Annotated in this window: 21 protein-coding genes; 19 read left to right on the forward strand and 2 right to left on the reverse strand. The window is 59.3% G+C overall.

The window, feature by feature from the left end; translation table 11 throughout:
* Window positions 1-43 precede the first annotated feature (43 nt).
* The 17 genes from B5D32_RS03300 to pta all read left to right on the forward strand — a co-directional run bounded on the left by B5D32_RS03300 (window position 44) and on the right by pta (window position 13,167).
* Complete coding sequence (locus tag B5D32_RS03300; protein ID WP_078783665.1) at window positions 44-1,375, forward strand: DUF512 domain-containing protein; 1,332 nt, start codon at window positions 44-46, stop codon at window positions 1,373-1,375.
* A 26-nt stretch (window positions 1,376-1,401) separates the two neighbouring features.
* Window positions 1,402-2,745, forward strand: coding sequence for a ribosome biogenesis GTPase Der (der, locus tag B5D32_RS03305; RefSeq protein WP_078783666.1), 1,344 nt, complete (start codon window positions 1,402-1,404; stop codon window positions 2,743-2,745).
* 3 nt (window positions 2,746-2,748) lie between these two features.
* Window positions 2,749-3,426: a glycerol-3-phosphate 1-O-acyltransferase PlsY gene (plsY, locus tag B5D32_RS03310; protein WP_078783667.1), complete on the forward strand. Its 678-nt coding sequence runs from the start codon at window positions 2,749-2,751 to the stop codon at window positions 3,424-3,426.
* A gap of 96 nt (window positions 3,427-3,522) precedes the next feature.
* The gene (locus tag B5D32_RS03315; RefSeq protein ID WP_078783668.1) at window positions 3,523-3,861 is read left to right on the forward strand and encodes a hypothetical protein; all 339 of its coding nucleotides are present in this window, start codon (window positions 3,523-3,525) and stop codon (window positions 3,859-3,861) included.
* Between the two features lie 104 nt (window positions 3,862-3,965).
* Complete coding sequence (locus B5D32_RS03320) at window positions 3,966-4,238, forward strand: AtpZ/AtpI family protein (protein ID WP_078783669.1); 273 nt, start codon at window positions 3,966-3,968, stop codon at window positions 4,236-4,238.
* Window positions 4,239-4,254: 16 nt separating this feature from the next.
* Entirely contained in the window at window positions 4,255-4,689 is a 435-nt protein-coding gene (locus B5D32_RS03325) for an ATP synthase subunit I (protein ID WP_078783670.1), read from the forward strand.
* Window positions 4,686-5,549 carry a FoF1 ATP synthase subunit A gene (locus B5D32_RS03330; protein WP_078783671.1) on the forward strand — a complete coding sequence of 288 codons (864 nt, stop codon included), beginning with the start codon at window positions 4,686-4,688 and terminating at the stop codon, window positions 5,547-5,549. Before B5D32_RS03325 ends, B5D32_RS03330 begins: the two co-directional genes overlap by 4 nt.
* Window positions 5,550-5,580: 31 nt before the next feature.
* Entirely contained in the window at window positions 5,581-5,820 is a 240-nt protein-coding gene (gene atpE / locus B5D32_RS03335; RefSeq protein WP_078783672.1) for an ATP synthase F0 subunit C, read from the forward strand.
* Between the two features lie 28 nt (window positions 5,821-5,848).
* Window positions 5,849-6,355, forward strand: coding sequence for a F0F1 ATP synthase subunit B (gene atpF / locus B5D32_RS03340; RefSeq protein ID WP_078783673.1), 507 nt, complete (start codon window positions 5,849-5,851; stop codon window positions 6,353-6,355).
* Window positions 6,352-6,888, forward strand: coding sequence for an ATP synthase F1 subunit delta (gene atpH / locus B5D32_RS03345; protein WP_078783674.1), 537 nt, complete (start codon window positions 6,352-6,354; stop codon window positions 6,886-6,888). Before atpF ends, atpH begins: the two co-directional genes overlap by 4 nt.
* 43 nt (window positions 6,889-6,931) lie before the next feature.
* Window positions 6,932-8,452, forward strand: a complete 1,521-nt coding sequence (gene atpA, locus B5D32_RS03350) for a F0F1 ATP synthase subunit alpha (RefSeq protein ID WP_078783675.1) — start codon at window positions 6,932-6,934, stop codon at window positions 8,450-8,452.
* Window positions 8,453-8,473: 21 nt separating this feature from the next.
* Window positions 8,474-9,328: an ATP synthase F1 subunit gamma gene (gene atpG / locus B5D32_RS03355; RefSeq protein WP_078783676.1), complete on the forward strand. Its 855-nt coding sequence runs from the start codon at window positions 8,474-8,476 to the stop codon at window positions 9,326-9,328.
* Window positions 9,329-9,533: 205 nt separating this feature from the next.
* Window positions 9,534-10,928 (forward strand): F0F1 ATP synthase subunit beta, encoded by a 1,395-nt coding sequence (atpD, locus tag B5D32_RS03360; RefSeq protein ID WP_078783677.1) that lies wholly within the window; start codon window positions 9,534-9,536, stop codon window positions 10,926-10,928.
* Window positions 10,929-10,940: 12 nt separating this feature from the next.
* Complete coding sequence (gene atpC / locus B5D32_RS03365) at window positions 10,941-11,354, forward strand: ATP synthase F1 subunit epsilon (RefSeq protein ID WP_078783678.1); 414 nt, start codon at window positions 10,941-10,943, stop codon at window positions 11,352-11,354.
* A 138-nt stretch (window positions 11,355-11,492) separates the two neighbouring features.
* Window positions 11,493-11,741 carry a DUF1294 domain-containing protein gene (locus B5D32_RS03370; RefSeq protein ID WP_242943391.1) on the forward strand — a complete coding sequence of 83 codons (249 nt, stop codon included), beginning with the start codon at window positions 11,493-11,495 and terminating at the stop codon, window positions 11,739-11,741.
* Between the two features lie 24 nt (window positions 11,742-11,765).
* The gene (locus tag B5D32_RS03375) at window positions 11,766-12,011 is read left to right on the forward strand and encodes a hypothetical protein (protein ID WP_078783680.1); all 246 of its coding nucleotides are present in this window, start codon (window positions 11,766-11,768) and stop codon (window positions 12,009-12,011) included.
* A gap of 190 nt (window positions 12,012-12,201) precedes the next feature.
* Window positions 12,202-13,167 (forward strand): phosphate acetyltransferase, encoded by a 966-nt coding sequence (gene pta, locus B5D32_RS03380; protein ID WP_078783681.1) that lies wholly within the window; start codon window positions 12,202-12,204, stop codon window positions 13,165-13,167.
* Window positions 13,168-13,390: 223 nt separating this feature from the next.
* Here the strand turns inward: pta and B5D32_RS03385 are convergent, their stop codons facing one another.
* Window positions 13,391-13,852, reverse strand: coding sequence for an S-ribosylhomocysteine lyase (locus B5D32_RS03385; RefSeq protein WP_078783682.1), 462 nt, complete (start codon window positions 13,850-13,852; stop codon window positions 13,391-13,393).
* 11 nt (window positions 13,853-13,863) lie between these two features.
* Window positions 13,864-15,609: a pyruvate kinase gene (gene pyk / locus B5D32_RS03390; protein ID WP_078783683.1), complete on the reverse strand. Its 1,746-nt coding sequence runs from the start codon at window positions 15,607-15,609 to the stop codon at window positions 13,864-13,866.
* 347 nt (window positions 15,610-15,956) lie between these two features.
* On the opposite strand from pyk, the gene B5D32_RS03395 reads away from it, so the two are divergent.
* The gene (locus B5D32_RS03395) at window positions 15,957-17,132 is read left to right on the forward strand and encodes a phosphopentomutase (RefSeq protein ID WP_078783684.1); all 1,176 of its coding nucleotides are present in this window, start codon (window positions 15,957-15,959) and stop codon (window positions 17,130-17,132) included.
* The gene (locus B5D32_RS03400) at window positions 17,113-17,949 is read left to right on the forward strand and encodes a YdcF family protein (protein WP_143402664.1); all 837 of its coding nucleotides are present in this window, start codon (window positions 17,113-17,115) and stop codon (window positions 17,947-17,949) included. The genes B5D32_RS03395 and B5D32_RS03400 overlap by 20 nt, the downstream gene beginning before the upstream one ends.
* Window positions 17,950-17,958 lie beyond the last annotated feature (9 nt).

Below are 17,958 nucleotides of genomic sequence, written 5' to 3' on the forward strand. Positions count from 1 at the left end.
CCCCATTTTTTATTGAACAACCATCGCAAAGGAGTGTGACACCATGGCCCTGTATGTGACAGCGGTAGATGAAAATTCCCCCGCGGAGCGCTTCGGCCTTACCGTAGGCTGTGCGCTGCTGGCCATCGACGGTCATCCCCTGAACGATGCACTGGACTACCAGTTTTATACAACGCCCACCTCGTTCTCCCTGGAAGTGTGTGAGAACGAGCAGCACCGCACCGTACAGATCACCAAGGCGGAGTATGAGCCGCTGGGCTGCAACTTCAAGACCTATCTGGGCGACGAAAAGCACAGCTGCGCCAATCACTGTATGTTCTGCTTTATTGACCAGCTGCCGCCCGGTATGCGGGAGCCGCTCTATTTTAAGGATGACGACGAGCGGCTCTCCTTCCTGTTCGGCAACTATATCACGCTGACAAACCTGACCGACCACGAAATTGACCGTATCATCCAGATGCATATCAGCCCGATCTTCGTCTCGGTCCACACGACAAACCCCGCACTGCGGGTACGGATGCTGGCCAACAAGCGCGGCGGCGAGGTGCTCGACTATCTGCCCAGGCTGGCGGCGGGCGGCATCGAGTTGAACTGTCAGCTCGTGCTCTGCCGCGGCGTCAATGACGGCGACGAGCTGCGCCGCACCCTGACCGACCTGTTGGCCCTGCGCCCGCAGGTCGGCAGCATCGCCGCCGTGCCAGCCGGTGTGACCGATTACCGCAAGGGTCTGTACAAGCTGACGCCCTACGATAAGGAAACCGCCGCCGCCACGCTGGATATTCTGGAAGAATTTGCACAGAAATGCCGCGCCGAGTATGGCCGCAGCGTCGTCTACCCCAGCGATGAGTGGTATCTGACCGCCGAGCGCCCGCTGCCTCCGGCAGAGTTCTACGATGCGTTCGCGCAGTTGGAGGACGGCGTCGGCATGTGGCGGCTCTACCACGACACCTTTTTGGAAGAACTGGAAAATTACACGTGTCTGGTGCTGCCCCACAGTATGGATGTGGTTACCGGCACGCTGGCCGGGCCGCTGATCCGGGAATGCGCCGATGCGCTGATGCAGAAGTATCCGCAGGTAAAGATCACCGTGCACGAAATCAAAAATGAGTATTTCGGCGGCAACGTCAGCGTGGCGGGTCTTGTCACGGGCACCGACATCATCAAGCAGTGCAGCGGCAAACTGCACAGTGACCTGCTGGCCGTGCCCGAGGTCATGATCCGCGACGAGAAGGGCCAGTTCCTTGACGACATCACGCTGGAGGAGCTTGGAAGGGCGCTGGGCTGCCGCGCCGTCAGTATCCCCACCGACGGCGGCGGATGCTGCAAGGCAATGCTGAACACCCACAAGCGCAAAACGATAAAATTCAAACGATAAGAGAGTAGAGAGGGAGGAAGGCAGACATGGCAAAACCGATTGTAGCCATTGTGGGCCGCCCCAACGTGGGCAAGTCCACCATTTTTAATAAGCTGACCGGTCAGCGCCTCGCCATTGTCGAGGACACCCCCGGCGTCACCCGTGACCGCATCTTCTGCGACTGCGAGTGGTCCGGCCACAAGTTCCTGCTGGTGGACACCGGCGGCATCGAGCCGCGCATTGACGACGGCCTGCTGGCCCACATGCGCGAACAGGCACAGCTGGCCATTGATTCCGCAGACTGCATCGTCATGGTGACCGAGCTGTCCGCGGGCGTCACACCGCAGGATCAGGACGTTGCCGGAATGCTTATGCGCAGCGGCAAGCCCGTTGTGCTAGCTGTCAACAAGTGCGATAAGGTCGGCGAACCCCCGATGGAGCTGTACGACTTCTACAGCCTCGGCCTCGGCGAGCTGATTCCGGTTTCCGGCGTGCACGGCCACGGCACCGGCGACCTGCTGGACGCGGTCTGCGCCCACCTCAACTTTGAGGAGGACGAGGAAGACACGGATGACCGCATCACGGTTGCCGTCATTGGCCGCCCCAACGTCGGCAAATCCAGCCTCATCAACCATATTCTGGGCGAGAACCGTCTGATCGTCGCCAACGAAGCCGGTACGACCCGCGATGCCATCGACACGATGGTGGAGAACAAGTACGGCAAGTTCATTTTTACCGATACCGCCGGCCTGCGCAAGCGCGGCAAGGTCGAGAGCGGCGTTGAGCGCTACAGCGTCCTGCGCAGTCTGGCTGCTGTCGAGCGTAGCCGTGTCTGCGTCATTATGATCGACGCGACGGTAGGCTTTACCGAACAGGACTCCAAGGTCGCCGGCTACGCGCATGAGCAGGGCAAGGCCTGCATCATCGCCGTCAACAAGTGGGACGCCGTCGAGAAGGACAGCTACACGATGGACGCCATGCGCAAAAAGCTGGAGGAGGACTTCAGCTTCATGTCCTATGCCCCCATCGTCTTTATCAGCGCCAAGACCGGTCAGCGCGTCGACAAACTGTTTGAGACCATCCACTTTGTGGATGTCCAGAATGGTACCCGCGTGCCCACCGGCGCACTGAACGAGATGCTGGCCCGTGCCACCGCCAAGGTCCAGCCGCCGTCTGACAAGGGCAAGCGCCTGAAGGTGTTCTATATCACCCAGATTTCGACCCGCCCGCCGACGTTCGTCTGCTTCGTCAACCAGAAAGCACTGTTCCATTTCTCGTACCAGCGCTATCTGGAAAACCAGATCCGTGAGACGTTCGGCCTGACCGGCACCCCCATCAAGATGATTACCCGCGAGCACGGCGACGGCGCGGTCAAAGCAGGAAAGGTGTAACCCATGGTGAAAAATATCCTTCTGGCCTGCGTGCTGACCGCAGCAGGCGGTTACCTGCTGGGCAGCATCCTGTTCGGCGTGCTGATTTCTAAAGTCATGTACAATGACGATGTGCGCAACCATGGCAGCGGCAACGCCGGCATGACGAATGTTCTGCGTACCTACGGCAAGCTGCCCGCCGTGTTCACTACCATTGGCGACGTGGGCAAGAGCGTGGCTGCTGTCAACCTGGGCCGCTTCATCTTTGATGCGATGCTCTCCGGCACGGGTGCGGCTTGGCAGAACCCGCTGGATCCCGTCTGCGGTGCGTATCTGGCCGCCATCTTCTGCATGATCGGCCACAGCCGCCCGATTTTCTTCGGCTTTAAGGGCGGCAAGGGTGTGTTGGTCGGCGCGGGCGCGGCTCTCGCCACCGAGCCCCTCGTCTGCGCCGTGCTGCTGGCCATCTTCCTGATTGAGGTCGCTGTCACCCGCATTGTCTCTCTGGGCAGCATCATCATTGCTGCACTGTACCCGGTGGGCACTCTCATCAACCTGATTGCCCGCGGTGCGAACCTGCCTACCATTCTTTTCAGCACGATTTGCTGCGTGATCATGGCCGCTATGGTCATCTGGCTGCACCGCTCCAACATTGAGCGCCTGAAAAACGGCACCGAGTACCGCTTTGGGCAAAAGAAATAAACTGTCCTAATGGCACCGCATGATTTTGGTCATGCGGTGTTTTTTGTACATGGTGTGCAATAATAAAAATCTGTTATACTGAAGGCGTGATGTGACATGACAAAAACCATAGAAGCCATCTGGCAGCTTTTGCAGCAGCACCAGGGCGAGACCTTCCACACCGCCAAGGGTCTGCCGTTCACCTATTCGATCCGCGGCGGCGAACTTTTCGTGAACCGCCGCCGGAAGTCGATCACTGTCTCCACGGTTCGACGTGCGCTGGAAAAAATTACACTGCTCGAGGCCGCAGGGGAGGTCATCACCGGTCCCAAGAAAATCGGCTGCTACGGGGCCAGCTACCTTTACCCGGTGCTGTTGGCGCTGGACGTTCTGGAAAGACCGGCCCTGCCGGGGCAGGAAGAATTTACCGATGCCGCAATTGTGAACAAGGTATGAAATCTGTACAAAATACACCCCATACGTGAAAAATAACTGTTGAAATACTCTGCAAACTGTTGTATACTGGTAGCATTAAGGCAGATAATGGAGGTCAGGCACCGATGAAGGGTCTTTACGATGTGGCACGTCATCTTGTATGGCTGACGCAGTTTGGCCTGTCGGTGGTCGTACCGCCGACGCTCTGCATTGCCGGTTCGGTCTGGCTGCGGCATCGGTTCACATTGGGCGGCTGGGTCGTAGCTGTCGGCGTTGTGGTCGGGGTGCTGGCCGCGGCAAGCTGCCTGCGCTGCTCACTGCAGGCGCTGGACCGGCAGGGCCGCCCCGCCAAAAAAGACGGCGAAAAAACATCTCCTATATCCTTTGACCAACATTAGAAAGGGGAGTCCACCCTTGCAAAAGCATCGTGATGTATTGCAGCAGGCAAGCCGCCTGGCTGTGGCCGTGGCGCTCTGCATTGCCGCTATGCTGGCGGTCTATGCGCTGACCGGGCACTTTACCAACGCTGTGCTTCTCGGCGCTCTGATTGGCTTTGTGATGGCGATGGGGAACTTCCTCTCGCTGAGCATCACAGTCTCCAACGCCATGAATCGTGCCGCCAACGGCGGCAACCCGCAGAAGGCGCAGCTGGAGATTCAGACGTCGAGCGTCGTCCGCCCGGTCATTCTGGTCATCATTTATATCCTGCTGTTTCGTGCAGATTTGTGTGACCCGCTGGCAGCCATCCTGCCGCTGCTCTTTGCGCAGATCTGCATCAAGCTCATCGACTTTTTCCGCCCGGATTCCCAGGCGGCACAAAAGACAAAGGACGGTGATTCCACCCCATGAATGGTCCGAAAATCTACTTTACCATCCCGTTGTTCGGCGGCATCGGCATCACACAGACGACGGTCTCGTCGTTTGTTGTCATGCTGCTGCTTTGCATAGCGGCGGTCGTGCTGGGCAGTAACCTGCAAAAGCGGCCAAGCCGCCGTCAGGTGCTCGTCGAAAAAGGCGTGACGATGCTCTATGACATGGTCGAAAGCACGATGGGCAAGCACAACAGTTATTGGACACCCTACATCGGCGCGCTGTTCCTCAGTTCCATCTGCGGTTCGTTCATCGGCATGACGGGCATCTTCCGCTCGTCGACGGCTGATCTGTCCACGACGGTGACTTGGGCGCTGATGACAAGCTTTATCTGCTGGGGCTGCTCCATCAAGCGCAACGGTGTCGGCGGCTGGCTGAAGGGTTTCACCGAGCCAATCGTTGTCATGACCCCAATGAACCTTGTTTCCGAGATCGCACAGCCGATCTCGATGGCCTTCCGTCACTTCGGCAACATTGCAGGCGGAAGCGTTCTGACAAGCCTTGTCTACTCGGCACTGGCGACCGTTTCTGCGGCGGTGCTGGGGCTGGTCGGCAAGAGCGTCATTGTGGGAGTTCTCGTTCTGACAGTCGGCGCGGCGCTGTTGTACAGCGGCGTCAAGACGAAAAAGCTGGTGCGCAAGATCTTCGGCATCGTTTTCGCCGTGACCGGCGCACTCTCCCTTTTGGGGCTGACAGGCGTACCGTATCTGGAGGTCGGTGTCCCCGGAATCCTGAGCCTGTATTTCGATATTTTCTCCGGCGGCGTACAAGCCCTTGTTTTCAGCCTGTTGACAATGGTGTACGTGGGCAATGCCTGCCCGCCCCCGGAGGAAGCCTGAATCCGTATTTATTATTTAGGAGGATATTTCTATGGAAGCTGCAATCGTAAAAGCTGCCTGCGCAATCGGCGCTGGTATCGCAATGGGCTTTGGCGCCATCGGCCCGGCTGTCGGTGAAGGTAACGCCGTCGGCAAGGCACTGGAGGGCATGGCCCGCCAGCCGGAGATGGCCAACGACCTGCGTACCAACATGATCCTGGGCTGCGCCATCACCGAGTCCACCGGTATTTACTCGCTGGTCATCGCGCTGCTGCTGCTCTTTGTGTTCTGATTAAACTGCTGAATTGGAGGAATAGCTCATGACGGGCTTTGAAAGTTTTGTAGGCGTCAACCCGTGGACTGCGCTGTTTACCTTCTGCAATATGCTCATCACCTTTGCAGTGCTGAAAAAGTTCCTTTTCAAGCCTGTGAAGAAGATGATCGATGACCGCCAGCAGGAGATCGATACGATGTATGCCGACGCGGATGCCGCCAAACAGAAGGCTGCGGATCTCGAGAAGGAGTACGCCGACCACCTGCAGAGCATCAAGGATGAACGCGACGCCATGCTGCGCGAGGCAACCGCCCGCGCCCAGAAGCGCGAGGAGGAGATCGTCGGCGAGGCCAGGGCCGAGGCGGCGTCCATCCGCGCTGCGGCGGAGGCAGACATTGCCCAGGAACGCAAGAAGGCTGTCAACGACCTGAAAAACGAGATCGGCGGCATGGCTGTCGAAATTGCCGGTAAGGTCGTGGAGCGCGAGATCAACGAGTCTGACCATCAGGCCCTGATCGATGAGTTTATCAGGAATGTGGGGGATGCCTCATGACCGAGCTTGCAAAGCGCTACGGCGGCAGCCTGTATGAGCTGGCGGCAGAGGAAAATCTGACCGACGAGCTTTTGCAGCAGCTGCGCACCGCGGTAAACAGCATCGAAGCCGAGCCGCAGTACCTGCGTCTGCTCTCGACGCCCAGCGTTCCCAAAAAGGAGCGCTGCGCCCTGCTGGACAAGGCGTTCGAGGGAGCCCATCCCTACCTCGTCAACTTCCTCAAGCTGCTGTGCGGGGAGGATCTGCTGGGCGAGCTGCCGGGCTGTCTGCGCGCGTATCAGGACCGCTACAATGTTGACCACAATATCCTTGAGGTCACGGCAGTATCGGCCATTGCGCTGACCGCGCCCAGCCGCGAAAAGTTACTGGCAAAATTGCAGAAAATGACAGGCAAAAACATCGTCCTGACTGAGACTGTGGACCCCGCCGTTTTAGGCGGTCTGCGGCTTGACATGGACGGCACACGCCTGGACGGCACCGTGCAGCGTCATCTGGAGCGCCTGCGTACAGAAATCGACGGTGCAGTCCTTTAAGTAAAATCGCACCCATTCTATAGATTGTGTGGTGAACCAAACAGTGCAACTGAAACCCGAACAGATTTCCCGCATCATCCGTTCCCAAATCAAGTACTACGAGAATGCCATTGAGCAGACCGAGACCGGAACGGTAACGATGGTGGGCGACGGTATTGCGCGCGCCGCGGGGCTTGACAACTGTATGGCCGGTGAACTGGTCCAGTTTGAGAGCGGCACCTACGGCATGGCGCAGAACCTGGAAGAAAACAGTGTCTCCATCGTCCTGCTTGGTGATGATGAAGGCATCAAGGAGGGCAGTACCATCAAGCGCACCGGCAAGGTCGTTTCCGTGCCGGTGGGCGAGGGTATGATTGGCCGCGTGGTCAACGCGCTGGGCCAGCCCATTGACGGCAAGGGCCCCATCGAGGCTGCCGACTACCGCGCCATTGAATCCCCGGCACCCGGCATCCTGGACCGTCAGCCCGTCAAGCAGCCTTTGCAGACCGGCATTAAGGCCATCGACTCGATGATCCCGATTGGCCGCGGCCAGCGTGAGCTTATCATCGGTGACCGCCAGACCGGCAAGACCGTCATTGCCACCGATACCATCATCAACCAGAAGGGCAAGGACGTTCTGTGCATCTATGTTGCCATCGGTCAGAAGCGCTCTACCGTGGCAACCCTGGTCGAGAATCTCGAGAAAAACGGCGCTATGGCGTACACAACCGTCGTCTGCGCCACCGCGTCCGAGCTGTCGCCTTTGCAGTATATCGCCCCCTACGCAGGCTGCGCCATGGGTGAATACTTCATGAACAAGGGCAAGCACGTCCTGATCATCTACGATGACCTGTCCAAGCACGCTGTCGCGTACCGTGCGCTCTCGCTGCTGATTCGCCGTCCCCCGGGACGCGAGGCTTACCCCGGCGACGTTTTCTACCTGCACAGCCGCCTGCTGGAACGCGCAGCCAAGCTGAGTGACGCCAAGGGCGGCGGCTCGCTGACCGCACTGCCCATCATCGAGACGCAGGCGGGCGACGTTTCCGCCTATATCCCGACGAACGTCATTTCCATTACTGACGGTCAGATCTTCCTTGAGACAGAGCTGTTCCACGCGGGCATCCGCCCCGCCGTCAACCCCGGCATCTCGGTTTCCCGTGTCGGCGGCAACGCCCAGATCAAGGCCATGAAAAAGGTCGCCGGTACGCTGAAGCTGATTTACTCTCAGTATCGTGAGCTGCAGGGCTTCGCCCAGTTCGGCTCTGACCTGGACGCCGACACCAAGTCCCGTCTGGCCCAAGGTGAGCGCATCGTCGAGGTGCTCAAGCAGGACCGGAACAGCCCTGTCGCCGTCGAAAAGCAGGTTGCCATCCTGTACGCGACCATTCACAGCTACCTGAAGGATGTGGCCGTTGCCGATATTGCAGAGTATGAGCGCCGCCTGTATGAGTACCTGGACGAGAACGTCACCGCCGCGGGCGTGATGGAGACCATCCGCACGACGGGCGATCTGAAGCCCGAAACCGAGGAGCAGCTCAAGCAGGTGCTGGCTGACTTCACAGCCCAATTCCTCAAAGAAAAATAAACTGCAAAGGAGGTGCCGCCGATGGCCGGTTCCATGAAGGAAATCAAGCTGCGTATCCGAAGCGTCGAAAGCACCATGCAGATCACCAAGGCCATGGAGCTTGTGGCATCCAGCAAGCTGCGCCGTGCCAAGGAGCGCGTCGAGGGCAGCCGCCCATATTTTGAGACGCTGTACAGCACGCTGTATGACATTGTCAGCGCGGACTCGGGGTTCGACAGCCCGTATCTCGCCAGGCGGGATACGAACCGCCGCCTGTATATCGTTATCGCGGGTGACCGCGGTCTGGCGGGCGGCTACAACTCCAATATCCTCAAGGCCATCGAGGCGGACGCCGAGGGCGCGGAATATTGCGTACTGCCCATCGGCAAAAAGGCCGTCGAGCACTTTGAGCGCCGCAAGGCAGCCATCCTGACCACCGCCTTCGCGGAGGCAGGGGATTTGTCTGTCAGCGATTGCTTTGAGATTTCCCGCCTCGTCTGCCAGAAATTCCTGGCAGGGGAGTTTGACGAGATCCGCCTTGGTTTTACGCAATTTGTCTCTATGCTGACCCAGACGGCCACCGTGCTGCCGGTCCTGCCCTTTGACGCTCAGCGCCCCGAGCCGGGCCACGAGCGCGAAAGCCTGATGATGTATGAGCCGGACGGAAAGACCGTCTTTGACGCCATTATCCCCGAGTATCTCGCGGGCGTCGTCTACGGTGCCCTGTGCGAGAGCGTTGCCAGTGAGCAGGGCGCGCGCCGTATGGCGATGGACGCCGCCACCAAGAACGCAGGCGAGATGATCGACCATCTGAACCTGTACTACAACCGTGCGCGTCAGGCCGCTATCACCCAGGAAATCACCGAGATTGTGGCCGGTGCCGATGCGGAGTCTTAAGGCAACACCGCATAATTCCCGCCTTACGGCTTAAGCACCGCTCCGGCGGCTGCGGCACGGCATCTGCGTTGCCAAAATGCTCGATAATACACAAAGTATTATCTGCGCTTTTGGCTTAGCAGCTGCCGCACCTCGCTCGCCGTATCGGCACTTAGAATTACGCGGTATTGCCTTAAAGAAAAAGCCCACTAAAGGAGTGTGTGCTATGCCAGAAAAACACATCGGAAAGGTCGTACAGGTCATGGGACCTGTACTTGACATCCGATTCAGGGACGGTGAACTGCCCGCCCTTCTGAACGCCGTTGAACTGGAAAACAACGGCAAAAAGCTGATCGTTGAGGTTGCCCAGCACATTGGCGATAATGTCGTGCGCTGCATTGCCATGGCGGCCACCGACGGCCTTGTCCGCGGTACGGATGCCGTGGATACCGGCGAACCGATCAAGGTGCCCGTTGGTGACGAGTGCCTGGGCCGCGTGTTCAACCTGCTGGGCGAGCCCGTCGACGAGCAGCCCGCGCCGGAGAACATCGAGCGCTGGCCCATCCACCGTCCGGCTCCTGCCTTTGACGAGCAGGAGTCCGCCACGGAAATTCTCGAGACCGGCATCAAGGTCGTTGACCTGATCTGCCCCTACGCCAAGGGCGGCAAGATCGGTCTGTTCGGCGGTGCCGGTGTCGGCAAGACCGTTCTGATTCAGGAACTGATTTATAACATCGCCACGGCCCACAACGGCTATTCCGTCTTTACCGGCGTCGGTGAGCGCACCCGCGAGGGCAACGACCTGTACGGTGAAATGCGCGAGAGCGGCGTTCTGAACAAGACAGCGTTGGTCTACGGCCAGATGAACGAGCCGCCGGGAGCCCGTATGCGCGTCGCTCTGTCCGGCTTGACGATGGCGGAATACTTCCGCGACGTCAAGCACCAGGACGTGCTGCTCTTCATCGACAATATCTTCCGCTTCACCCAGGCCGGTTCCGAGGTTTCGGCGCTGCTGGGCCGTATGCCCTCTGCCGTCGGCTACCAGCCCACGCTGGCCACCGAGATGGGCGCCCTGCAGGAGCGTATTACCTCCACCCGCAAGGGCTCGATCACGTCGGTGCAGGCCGTCTATGTGCCCGCGGACGACCTGACCGACCCCGCGCCCGCCACGACCTTCACCCACCTGGACGCCACCACGGTTCTGAGCCGTGACATCGCCTCCCAGGGCATTTATCCGGCTGTCGACCCGCTGGACTCCACCTCCCGTATCCTCTCGCCCGAAGTTGTCGGCCAGGAGCACTACGAGGTCGCCCGCGCCGTGCAGCAGGTGCTGCAGCGCTACAAGGAGCTGCAGGACATTATTGCCATCATGGGTATGGACGAGCTGTCCGAGGAAGACAAGATCACGGTGGCCCGGGCCCGCAAGGTGCAGCGCTTCCTGTCCCAGTCCTTCCATGTTGCGGAGCAGTTCACCGGTATGCCCGGCCAGTATGTGCCGCTGAAGGAGACCCTGCGTGGCTTCAAGATGATTTTGAACGGCGAGTGCGACAGCATCCCCGAGAGCTGTTTCCTGTTCGCCGGTACGATTGATGATGTCCTGGCCAAGGCCAAGCAGCAGTAAGGCGGTGGGAGTATGGCAACTTTCCCGCTCAAGATCATGACGCCGGACGGCGTTGCGTTTGATGGCGCGGTCACGTCGGTATCCTGCCGAACCATCAACGGCCAGCTTCAGCTGCTGGCGCGGCATATCGACATCTGCACGGCGCTGGGCATGGGCGAGGCTCATATTAAGCTGGAGGACGGCACGGTCCGCCGCGCAGCCTGTATGGGCGGTATGCTGAGTATGCTTGGCGGCGAGTGCCATCTGCTGGCAACGACCTTTGAATGGGCCGATGCCATTGATGCCGAGCGCGCCGCCCGCAGCAAGGCCCGTGCCGAAGTGTTGCTGGCCCAGAAGAATCTGGACAAGCGCGACATGCAGCTTGCCGAGGCCCGCTTAAGGCGTGCCTTGGTGCGCAGCAGCGTGGCCGCCCGCAAGGATATTTGAATCCGACTGCCCTCGCCGTTTGGCGGGGGCGTTTTATTTTTCGAACCCGCCGCAAAGCACTGTGGTCAGTGTCTCAAACGCCCCGCCGCGCTTGCCTTTTGCGCCCGCACACGGTATAATACAGATATGAATACTGCAATGATTTACATCCTTATTATGAATGTCATCGGCTTCTGCCTGATGGGGCTGGACAAGCATCGCGCCCGCACACGGCAGTGGCGCGTGCCGGAGAAGATCCTGTTTGGCGCGGCTCTGCTGGGCGGCAGTGCCGGTGCGTGGGCCGGTATGTACGTGTTCCATCACAAGACGCGCCACTGGTATTTTGTAGTGGGCATACCGCTGATCCTTGCGGCCCAGCTGGCGCTGGCTGTTTATTTTACGCGCTGAACCAGGCAGGGGAGGTGTCCCGCCGTGTCATTTTTTACCGCGCTGTTCTCCGGGCACAAAAAGTCTGCCGCTCTGCTGACGCCGCCTGACGGCATGCGGGAGACGGATATTGCGCTGGAAAGCAGTACCTGCACCGGAGAGACGGTCATCGGCTTTCGCAGCAAAGCGGACGGTCATCTGCTGAACGCCGTTGTCGTGCGCAGCCGTGCGGATATTGAGACATTTTACAAAAGCTACGGCTTTGTGTACGCAGGCAAATTTGATAAATAATCCACAAACTACGCTTGATATTTTATTAACTTTATGAAATATATTGCCTTGCCTTCTCTATTCGCACATATATTGCACAGATTTCTGCCATTTCGCACGTTTTCTTTGCAAAGCGCAAAATGGGTGCTATAATAGCAGTGTAAGTGCTAAGCAGCTATGTGCTGCATAAATACTGGAGGAGTGTCAGACTATGTCCATTTTCGAAAATTTTGAGAAGAAGCTGCAGGCTGAGCCGAAGTCCATCGTCTTTACCGAGGGTACCGACGCCCGTATTCTGTCCGCTGCAAGCCGTCTGCTGGCAGGCAAGACCCTGAAGGTCATCCTGCTGGGCGAGGTCGAAGCCGTCAAGAAGGCCGCTGCTGACGGCAGCTTTGACATCACCGGTGCCGAGATCATCGACCCTGCCAACTACGAGGGCTTTGATGAGATGGTCGCCAAGATGGTCGAGCTGCGCAAGGGCAAGATGACCGATGAGCAGTGCCGTGCCGCTCTGTCCAAGGGCAATTACTTCGGCACCATGTTGGTCAAGCAGGGCAAGGCTGACTGCCTGCTGGGCGGCGCAACCTACTCCACCGCTGACACCGTCCGCCCGGCTCTGCAGCTGATCAAGTGCAAGCCCGGCATCAAGTCTGTCAGCTCCTGCTTCATCCTGACCCGCGGCGAGGAGAGCATCGCCATGGGCGACTGTGCCATCAACATCGATCCCTCCGAGGACGAAATCGTCGAGTCCACCGTCGAGACCGCTCACACCGCAGAAATTTTCGGCATCGACCCCCGTGTTGCACTGCTGTCCTACTCCACCAAGGGTTCCGGCAAGGGCGAGACCGTCGACAAGATGCGCAACGCTACCGCCCGCGTTCAGGAGGCTCACCCTGAGCTGAAGGTCGACGGTGAGCTGCAGTTTGACGCTGCCGTTGCTCCCGAGGTCGGCCAGCTGAAGGCCCCCGGCTCCAAGGTCGCCGGCTATGCCAACACCTTCATCTTCCCCAACATCAACGCCGGCAACATCGGCTACAAGATCGCCCAGCGCTTGGGCGGCTTTGAAGCCTACGGCCCCATTCTCCAGGGCCTGAACGCCCCCATCAACGACCTGTCCCGCGGCTGCAATGCCGAGGAGGTCTACAAGATGGCCCTGATCACCGCCGCGCTGATCTGAGTTAAAATCCCTACATAAAAAGCAACCGCCGCCCGCGATATAGAAAACGGGCGGCAGTTTTTGTGTGGCAGGGGGCGCATATAGAATGCCCCCCTGCGGAAATTGCAATTTTCTTATGATATAACTAAATTTTCTACGTGTCGGGGTCGATGCTTGCATCCGCCCCTACAAAAAATGTCCGCTGCAATTTTTACCGCAGCGGACATTTTTTATGAACTACCAATCAATAGTGCAGCTTTTCCGCATCCAGCCCCTCCAGCACGGGCAGCATGGCGGCGGCCTCGGCGCGGGCGGCAATGGGGTCCATCATCAGGTAGTTGCCGCACTCGACGGCGGATGCGCCGGGAATCTCTCCCTCGTACTCCGCCATCCAGGCAAAGGCGCTGCGGGTCAGGTCAAGCGCCTCGGCGGGCGTCAGGCCGGTGGTCAGCAGGTAAAAGCCGGTCAAACAGCCCATGGGGCCGACATAGACAACACCCCTGCTGTACTTGCTGTTGCGCGCATAGGTTGCGAACAGATGCTCCAGCGTGTGAGCCGCGGCGGGGGAAAGATAGCTGCCCTTGTTGGGCTGCTTCATGCGGATGTCCCAGGTCAAAATCTCGCCGTCAGCACCATCCTGGCGGGACAGGTACATACCCGGCAGCAGCCTGGTGTGGTCAACACAGAAGCTCGCGATACGTTCCATCGTGGTCCGCCTCACTTCGCCATCGCCTGCACAACACCGCGGGCGCAGTCCATGGAAATCGTCATGCCGTCCTTCAGCGTGCGGGTGGCATTGGTAGCACCAACGATAACGGCCTTATCCAGCGTCAGACCGACAATGGCGGAATGGCTGTTCGTACCAGCCTCCTCGGTGATGATACCGGCAGCCTCACGCATGAAAGGCAGCGTGTCGTTGGTGGTAAAGGGTACGACCAAAATCTGGCCGGGTTTGAACTTCTTGGCGGCCTCGGTGGCGTTGCGGCACACGCAGACCTCACCCTTGGCGTTGTGGCTGCCGATGCCGACACCGGCCAGCAGGGAATCGCCGACCATGTGGACCTTGATCATGTTGGTGGTGCCGGAGATGCCGACGGGAACACCGGCGGTGACGACGACGAGGTCGCCGTCCTGCACAAGGCCCGCGCTCTTGGCCTTCGCAACCGACATACTGATGAGCTCATCCGTGGAGGTCGCGTAGTCCATCAGCAACGGGGTAACGCCGCGGTAGACGTTCAGCTGGCAGCGGGTCGTTTCATCCAGCACACAGGCGATAATTTGGGTGTCAGGACGGAAGCGGCTCAACAGGCGGGCGGTCTCACCGCTCTTGGAAGCCGTGATGATGGCGGAAGCGCCGATGTCTGTAGCGGTGGTGCAGGCGGCATGGCCGACGGCAGCGCTGATGTTCAGGCGGCTGTTGTCCGTACCGGAGTGGTGGACCAGACTGTCAAAGCTGGAGTCTGCCTCGGTGGTCTCGGCAATCGTAGCCATGGCCTTCAGCGCCTCGACGGGGTACTTGCCCGCGGCGGTTTCACCGGAGAGCATGACCGCGCCGGTGCCGTCGTAGATGGCGTTGGCCACGTCGGTGATTTCGGCACGGGTCGGGCGGGGATTGACGATCATGGAATCCAACATCTGGGTAGCGGTAATGCAGATCTTACCGGCGCTCATGGCGCGGTCGATCAGGTGCTTCTGGATGGCCGGGATCTCGGCAAAGTCGATCTCAACGCCCATATCGCCGCGGGCAACCATGATGCCGTCGGCCACGGTCAGGATCTCGTCGATGTTGTCGATGCCCTCCTGGTTTTCGATCTTCGCGATGATGCGGATCTTGGAGTTGTGCTCGTCCAGGATGTGGCGGATATCCATAATGTCCTGCGCGTTGCGGGCAAAGCTGGCGGAGATCAGGTCAAAGCCCTGCTCGACACCAAACAGAATATCGCTCGTGTCGCGCTGGCTCATATACGGCATGGACAGATGCACGCCGGGGACGTTGACGCCCTTCTTGGTCTTGATGATGCCGTCATTGCAGACCGTGCAGACAATGTCGGTGTCGCCGACCTCGTCAATGCGCAGCTCGATCAGACCGTCGTCCAGCATGATCCGGCCACCGGGCTTGACGTCGTGGGGCAGCTCCTTGTAAGTGACGGAGCTGATTTCGTTCGTGCCCTCTACGCTGCGGGAGGTCAGGGTGAACTTCTGGCCGGTGGTCAGCTTCTCTACACCGTTCTTGAACTCACCCAGACGAATCTCGGGACCCTTGGTGTCCAGCATACAGGCAATGGGCAGGTCCAGCTCCTTGGACAGTGCGCGTACCTTGTCAAAGCGGCCCTTGTGCTCCTCGTAGTCGCCATGAGAAAAGTTGAAACGCGCGACGTTCATGCCGTTCTCCATCAGCTGGCGCAGAATGCCCGGCTTATCGGTGGACGGACCCATAGTACAGACGATCTTGGTTTTACGCATAAAGCTTATCCTCCGTTTTACATTTCTACCTATTTATATACTTTAGCAAACCTCAGCGGTATTATACTACAAGTCCGCCGTGGGAGACAAGAGGAAAACGGCTTTCGTCTGAAAAAAACCGCACAAAAATTGTTTCCTTTCTGCCCGCTAATTTTTACACAATTTCAGCTCGTTCCGTGCAAATTCTGCCACAGCCCGGGTACAGCCCGACTTACAGGCCACCGGCGTTCTTCTGTGCCCGGCGGGTCCGATTTGCAAGCATGGATTGCATGTTTACTTTTTGCGGTGTTTACGGTATAATAAAGCCATGAATAGTCCTTTACCACTTACTATACAGGAGAAGCATCATGGCAAAACGTGTATTTCTGATTGTGCTCGACAGCTTCGGCGTCGGAGCAGAGCCGGACGCGCCCCTTTTCGGCGATGTCGGCACCAACACACTGGGGGCCATTGCAGGGCATCCCAATTTCAGGGGTGATAACCTTGCCAGGCTCGGCATGTTCAATCTGGACGGCGTGACCTGCGGCACCCCCGCAGCCGCCCCCATCGGCAGCTATGCCCGCCTGCGTGAGGCCAGTGCCGGCAAGGATACGACCATCGGCCACTGGGAAATCGCGGGTCTGCTGAGTGCCGAACCGCTGCCCACCTTCCCGGACGGTTTCCCGCAGGAGCTGCTGGATGCGTTCACCGCCAAAACCGGCTATAAGGTTCTGTGCAACAAGCCCTATTCCGGCACCGACGTCATCCGCGACTACGGCGAGGAGCACATGAAAACCGGCGCACTCATCGTCTACACCTCCGCCGACAGTGTGTTCCAGATCGCTGCGAACGAGGCCATTGTCCCTGTGGAAAAGCTGTACGAGATCTGCGCACAGGCGCGGGAGCTGCTGACCGGCAAATACGGCGTGGGCCGCGTCATTGCCCGCCCGTTCGTGGGCGACTGCGCCGCCAACTTCACCCGCACACCGCGCCGCCATGACTACAGTCTGGTCCCGCCGCACGACACGATGCTCGATGCCATCCTGGCCGCAGGCAAGCAGACCATCGGTGTCGGCAAGATCCACGACATCTTTGCGGGCAAGGGCATCGGCGAGACCATCCGCACCTCCGGCAACACCGAGGGTCTGCAAGTCACGCTGGAGCTAGCGGACCGCGATTTTGAGGGTCTGGCCTTCGTCAACCTCGTCGACTTTGATATGCTCTACGGCCACCGCCGCGACATTGCGGGCTACGCCGCCGCCGCTGCCGAGTTCAACGACTGGCTGCCCGGCTTTATGGCAAAAATGCGCCCGGGTGACATCCTGATGGTCACGGCGGATCACGGCTGCGACCCCAGCTACACCAAGACCACCGACCACACCCGTGAGCACGTGCCGTTCCTGATTTACGGCGACGAGGTCAAGCCCGGCGTCAACCTGCACACCCGCTACAGCTTCGCCACGATTGCCGACACTGTCTGCAAGGCGCTGGGCGTTGACTACTGCCCGGCGGGCTGCGGTGTTTATGATGAAATTGCCCGCTAAGGTGGGCGTTCTTGTGCTGGACCTGCTGGCCGCAGTGCTGGTCCTCTATTCGGTTTCGCTGATTTTTCTGTCCAACTTCAACATGGGCAACCTGATGGTCTGGCTGCTGACGGTCTGCGTGGCCGGGTACGCCGTGTTCCGCCGCCCGCTCAGCCTGTGGTTTTCCGCGGGCGCAGGACGGGTCGTTTTCTGGGTGCTGGCCGTTCTGGCCGGGGTGTATCTGGCGCTGATTGCCTTTGTGTCGGTCAGCGGCTATATGAACCCGCCCACGGGGGACGAAAGGGTCATCATCGTGCTGGGGGCCGGGCTGCATAAGGATAAGCCCAGCAAGCTCCTGCAATGCCGCCTGAATAAGGCGTATGACTACGCCGCAGCCCACCCGGAGACACTGGTCATCACCAGCGGCGGGCAGGGCCGCGACGAATGGCGGCCCGAGGGCGACGCCATGCGGGACTACCTGATTGCCAAAGGACTGCCTGCGGATCGCGTGCTTGCCGAATCCGGCTCGACCTCCACCGAGGAAAACTTTGCCTTCTCACTGACCATCCTGCGGGAGCATGGCTTTGATGAGACAACGCCCATCGTCTACGTTTCCAATGCGTTCCACTGCTACCGCGCCGGAAAATACGCCGCCCTGGCGGGCTTCACCCAAGCCACGGCGCTGCCCTCTGCAACGCCGTGGCGCAGTGTGCTGCCATGCTATCTGCGGGAGGCACTGGCACTGCTCTACTACTGGGTATTCAAAACGTCCGCCAGCGGACCGATGCATGCGATGGTCGGCCTGCTGGAGCTGAATAAAAATTTCTTTTATAAATAGGAGGGGACT

Origin of the sequence: Gemmiger formicilis, assembly GCF_900167555.1 — a bacterium.
Lineage (GTDB): Bacteria > Bacillota > Clostridia > Oscillospirales > Ruminococcaceae > Gemmiger > Gemmiger formicilis.